Raw genomic sequence first — 4,907 nt, 5'->3', positions numbered from 1 at the left:
TTTTTCGAAATCAAAATGCTTTTTCAGTGATTGTTTTTTCCATTAAGCCTATAAGTGACTCCGTCCGTGTTCACTTTGTTGTATTGAGCAATCAATCGTGTCAATACCTTGTTGCCTTCTTCATTACTTGGGATGCAGTCAATCATTGCTGCCCCACATGTGTTTTATCCAGAGCCCCACAGTGCATATTCAGGACTTACGTTCTCAAATTCTCGCCCAGAGCAATCCATAACGAAGCCTCTTTTAAAAATTAAACTCATATCCTTTTTTAACATCGAATGCACTTTATCATGCTCACCACGTACTACGTGAAGTAATAGCTGATGTATCAGCTTACACTCATCAACCCGGGGTTTAAACAATGTCCAATGATGTTTTGAAATCGAAGCAAAGTTCACTAAATCACGGTTTGGTAAATATTCTGCTGTTTCGCGCTTGAGTTCTGCCGGTAATTCATCAAATTCCTTAAACTTGTCTCGCATACTTTTCGCCTTACCCTTATTAATTTAGAGTACATTAATTCAAGGTCACACCTTTTGAATAAGATTTGACCGATCGCATATTATCGAAGCATAACACCTAATTCTATACCTACGCCACTCTATCTAATATAAGCCCCAAAATACCCCATTTTATCGGCGCCTTAAACATAAGTTTCTTGCTGTTTATAAAGTAATTACTTCCTAAGATTCTAACAACGAGCAGATTAATTTTTGTCCCAATCTATTGGAATTATTTCAATTTAGCAAGAGCAAATTTTTTCAAATCGAATTTCCTGATCTAAGTTGTCAAAAAAGCTATGGTAAGCTGTTAAATTTGGTTATTATGTTATTTATCTATTACTTTACGGTTTTTAAATGCGTTCCATAGTAATTATATTTTTAGCCTTCATTTGTACTTCATTAGTCCAAGCTAATGAAGTCAATATTTCAACCGTAACAAAAAATGGCAATACAATTTTTTATCTTCAGGCAGGTGCCTACAACTTAGAAAAAGATGCAAAATCTCGTCAAAATGAATTGGCTAAATTAGTAGAGCAAAAAATCGAAATTAAGAATCTTGCAGACAAACATCTTTATCTTGTGCAAATTGGCCCCATTGATGATTACCAAACAGCCAGGGCACTCAAAGAAAAACTATCACAAAGAACAGAAAAACAATTGGCGCAAGTTAGCAATAATCAAACGGCCTCTTCACTTGAAGTCAGCAAACCACCTCAAAATCTGGAACAATCGCAAACTTCACCTCCTGGCAGCAAATTATGGAATTTAAGAAATGCTGATATCAGAGCTGTTATTGCAGAAGTATCAAGAATCACAGGTAAAAATTTTATCATTGATCCAAGGGTACAAGGGAAAGTATCCATTGTTTCTTCTACCCCATTATCTAATCGCGAATTGTATCAAGTATTCCTCTCTGTTCTCCAAGTATCCGGTTATGCGGCAATACCTAGTGGTGAAGTCATCAAAATTATTCCCAATATTGATGCAAAAACCCAATCTCCCGACTTACTTAGTGGGATGAAGAGTCCTCCCAGAGGGGACGATATGATGGTGGCTGTTGTGCCTGTCCACTACGTCCCTTCTGAACAGCTTGTGCCCGTACTTAGACCATTAATGCCGCAATGGAGTAGTGTTTCAGCCTATGCCCCTTCCAATATGCTGATATTATCCGGACGAGCTAATAACATTAAAAGTCTTGCAGAAATTATTAGACAAGTAGATAGTTCTTCTGCCAATGGGATAGACATGGTACGTTTGCACCACGCTTTGGCCATGGATGTGGCCAATACGCTAAAAGACTTGGTAAAAACCCAACCCGGCATCGGTAGCAGAACCCAAATTACTATTGCTGCTGATGATCGTTCGAATTCAATTTTAGTTAGTGGAAGCAAAACCGACAGAATCCGTTTGCGAATGCTCATCTTAAAGTTGGATAAAGAGAGTTCCACTGGAGTTAACTCTAATACACAAGTCGTATACCTGAATTATTTAAGAGCAGAAGATTTAGTTCCCATACTGGCAGGAATAGCTCAAGCCAATTTTAGTGGAAATGTAGGAACAACCATTGGAACTATTACGAGACCAGCATTAGATAGCACTAATCCAGCTTCCAGCCTTGCCAACATCTCAGGCGATGGACAAAGCTCTCTCTCAAGCAATAGTGGAGCAGCCACTCCCTCTTCTGCCCCGTTAAGTACTTCCACTGCAACAGCAGGCACTACATCTGCCACGACTCAAAGCGAAGGCTCTACTAAGCCTACAGTACAGATTATTGGGGAGCCTAACACCAATTCCATTATCCTCAATGCACCTGCATCCATCATACGAATTCTGAAAGCAGTGATTTCTCAACTGGATATAAAGCCAGCACAATTATTGATTGAAGCTCTAGTGGCCGAGGTAGATCAGAAAGATGTTACTAATCTTGGGATAGAATGGGGCTCCAATCAACAAACGGGTAATCCCAAAGATTTTAGGCCTGGCTTTGCCATTATTAACAGCAAAACGAGAATTGATGATTTCCAGGCTCAAATATATGCCTTGGCAAGAGAACAAAAAGCCAATATTTTATCAACCCCATCTGTTGTAGTTCTTGATAATCGTCAGGCAAAAATACTCATTGGTAAACAGGTTTCTGTAGCTACAACCAGTTATCCAAATAATGCTGGCGGTACTACTACAGCCAGTCCTTATACAACCTTTGATCGGGTTAATGTGGCATTACACCTCTATGTAAGACCACAAATCACTCGTGGCCAAGGAATTCAATTACAAATCGATCAAGGTAATGATACTTTGGATCCTGCCAGTACAACAGACAGCACAACAAACCCTACATTTAACATCAGCAGCATTGTAACTTCAGTCCACGTTGAAAGTGGTGATATCGTCGTGTTAGGTGGGTTAACCCAAGATAGCCTCGGAAATGACAATAATAAAATACCAATTTTAGGAGATATTCCTGGAGTAGGCCGATTATTCCAAAGAAATATTCGTAATAGAGACAAACGAGTGCTAATGGTTTTTATAAAACCTATTATACTTCGTAATGAGAGAGATAATTTACATATTACTGGTGAAAAATATAATGATGTACGACAATACCAACTGGATTGGCTACGATCTCAAGAAGCTTTTGAGCAAACAGATGATGAAACGGTATTACCACCTTTAACCCAAGGAAATTTACCGGTGCCATTCAGTACTAGTACACGCCCAGTAGTTATTGAAATGACTAAATAAACTATGGAAATTGACAACGAATTACTTAAAATTCCTTACAGCTTTGCAAAAAATAATGGGATTGTCATAGGCGATATCAAAGACAATCACGCCCTTGTATATCATTTATCCAACACTTCCTTACAAGCTTTTGCTGAAATTAAACGACTATTGCAATGTGAGCTTGATTTAAAACAAGTAGATGAGTCAGTTTTTCAACAACATTTAGCAAATATTTACCAGTCTAAATCTTCTATTCTGGATGCAGCAGAAGGCATGGAAGAAGATATGGATTTATCCTTGTTGGCAAGTCAACTTCCTGTAAGTGAAGACTTATTAGAGAACCAGGACGATGCCCCTATTATTCGATTGCTAAATGCTCTATTTACCCAAGCCATTAAACAAAAAGCTTCTGATATTCATATTGAAACCTACGAAGACAGAGTGTTAGTTCGAAACCGAATCGATGGGGTTCTCCAAGAAGTTCTCGAAATTCAACGTGCCATTGCACCACTGGTTATCTCTAGAGTTAAAGTGATGGCTAAACTGGATATTGCTGAAAAACGAATTCCCCAAGATGGTAGAATTTCTTTGCGTATTGGAGGACATAATATCGACGTCAGGGTTTCCACTTTGCCATCCAATCATGGAGAACGTGTGGTTTTAAGGATCCTGGACAAACAAGCAGCCCAATTGGATTTAAATCTTTTAGGAATGCCTAAGCATACACTGAAGACAGTACAGCAAATGATTGCAGAGCCTCATGGCATTATTTTAGTAACTGGTCCTACAGGATCAGGTAAGACAACCTCTCTATATGCCATGCTGACTGAATTAAACCAGGTAACTCGAAATATTTTAACCATTGAAGATCCAATAGAATATGACTTGCCGGGTATAGGGCAAACACAAGTCAATACCAAAGTCCAAATGACTTTTGCCAAAGGGTTACGAGCTATATTACGACAAGATCCAGATGTGGTCATGATAGGAGAAATACGGGACTTGGAAACAGCTGAAATTGCAGTTCAAGCCAGCCTAACAGGACATCTAGTTCTTTCTACCTTACACACTAATAGCGCATTGGGCGCATTAACTCGCTTACATGATATGGGAGTGGAGTCTTTCTTATTATCATCTAGCATTGTTGGGCTTATCGCACAACGATTGGTAAGAAAATTATGTTCTCATTGTAAAATACCCCATCAACTAAGAGAAGAAGAGAAACTGTTAATGGGGCTTAAGCCAGATGCGGATGTATCCCAGGTTTTTGAACCTAAAGGATGCGATTACTGTAATCACTTGGGTTATAAAGGCAGGACAGGAATTTATGAGCTAATAACCCTGGATGAAACATTGCGAGGAATGATCCATCGTAATGAAGACATTCAAACTATGGAGAACTATTTAAGACCTACCACACCTAGCATTCGTGAAGATGGTTTTAAAAGAGTATTATGTGGAGACACATCACTAGCCGAAATCCTAAGAGTAACCTCTCAAAATTAATTATTTTATCGGGTGTGACCTCGCATTAATGTAAGAATATTTCTGAGTACTCCCTATATGGTCAATTTAAAACCACTCAGATCTTTTTGCATTCAATTAATTCATGTATAATTCTTTTTTAAATTATCCCCAGTAAATAGAATTAAGGTGAAAGTATGCAATCCAAATTCGAGA

At 38.5% G+C, this 4,907-nt stretch carries 4 protein-coding genes; 2 read left to right on the top strand and 2 right to left on the bottom strand.

Going from position 1 to position 4,907, the window contains the following annotated elements:
- Positions 1–23: 23 nt before the first annotated feature.
- Together OK13_RS16110 and OK13_RS13425 are read right to left on the bottom strand one after the other, a co-directional pair.
- Positions 24–146: a hypothetical protein gene (locus OK13_RS16110; protein ID WP_338151684.1), complete on the bottom strand. Its 123-nt coding sequence runs from the start codon at positions 144–146 to the stop codon at positions 24–26.
- Between the two features lie 18 nt (positions 147–164).
- Positions 165–482 (bottom strand): hypothetical protein, encoded by a 318-nt coding sequence (locus tag OK13_RS13425; RefSeq protein WP_052117695.1) that lies wholly within the window; start codon positions 480–482, stop codon positions 165–167.
- A gap of 375 nt (positions 483–857) precedes the next feature.
- On the opposite strand from OK13_RS13425, the gene lspD reads away from it, so the two are divergent.
- Positions 858–3,245: a GspD family T2SS secretin variant LspD gene (gene lspD / locus OK13_RS13420; protein WP_035891616.1), complete on the top strand. Its 2,388-nt coding sequence runs from the start codon at positions 858–860 to the stop codon at positions 3,243–3,245.
- 3 nt (positions 3,246–3,248) lie between these two features.
- Positions 3,249–4,733 (top strand): GspE family T2SS ATPase variant LspE, encoded by a 1,485-nt coding sequence (lspE, locus tag OK13_RS13415; RefSeq protein WP_035891613.1) that lies wholly within the window; start codon positions 3,249–3,251, stop codon positions 4,731–4,733.
- The last annotated feature ends 174 nt before the right edge of the window (positions 4,734–4,907 follow it).

It is taken from the genome of Legionella norrlandica, assembly GCF_000770585.1.
GTDB classification, from domain to species: domain Bacteria; phylum Pseudomonadota; class Gammaproteobacteria; order Legionellales; family Legionellaceae; genus Legionella; species Legionella norrlandica.
Note: the sequence above shows the minus strand (reverse complement) of the source record. Positions and strands in the feature narration are given on the sequence as shown.

What these genes read in the sequence shown, in the direction of transcription:
- lspD (WP_035891616.1), top strand. Translation starts at nt 858, where the DNA reads ATGCGTTCCATAGTAATTATATTTTTAGCCTTCATTTGTACTTCATTA.
- OK13_RS13425 (WP_052117695.1), bottom strand. Translation starts at nt 482, where the DNA reads ATGCGAGACAAGTTTAAGGAATTTGATGAATTACCGGCAGAACTCAAG.
- OK13_RS16110 (WP_338151684.1), bottom strand. Translation starts at nt 146, where the DNA reads ATGATTGACTGCATCCCAAGTAATGAAGAAGGCAACAAGGTATTGACA.
- lspE (WP_035891613.1), top strand. Translation starts at nt 3,249, where the DNA reads ATGGAAATTGACAACGAATTACTTAAAATTCCTTACAGCTTTGCAAAA.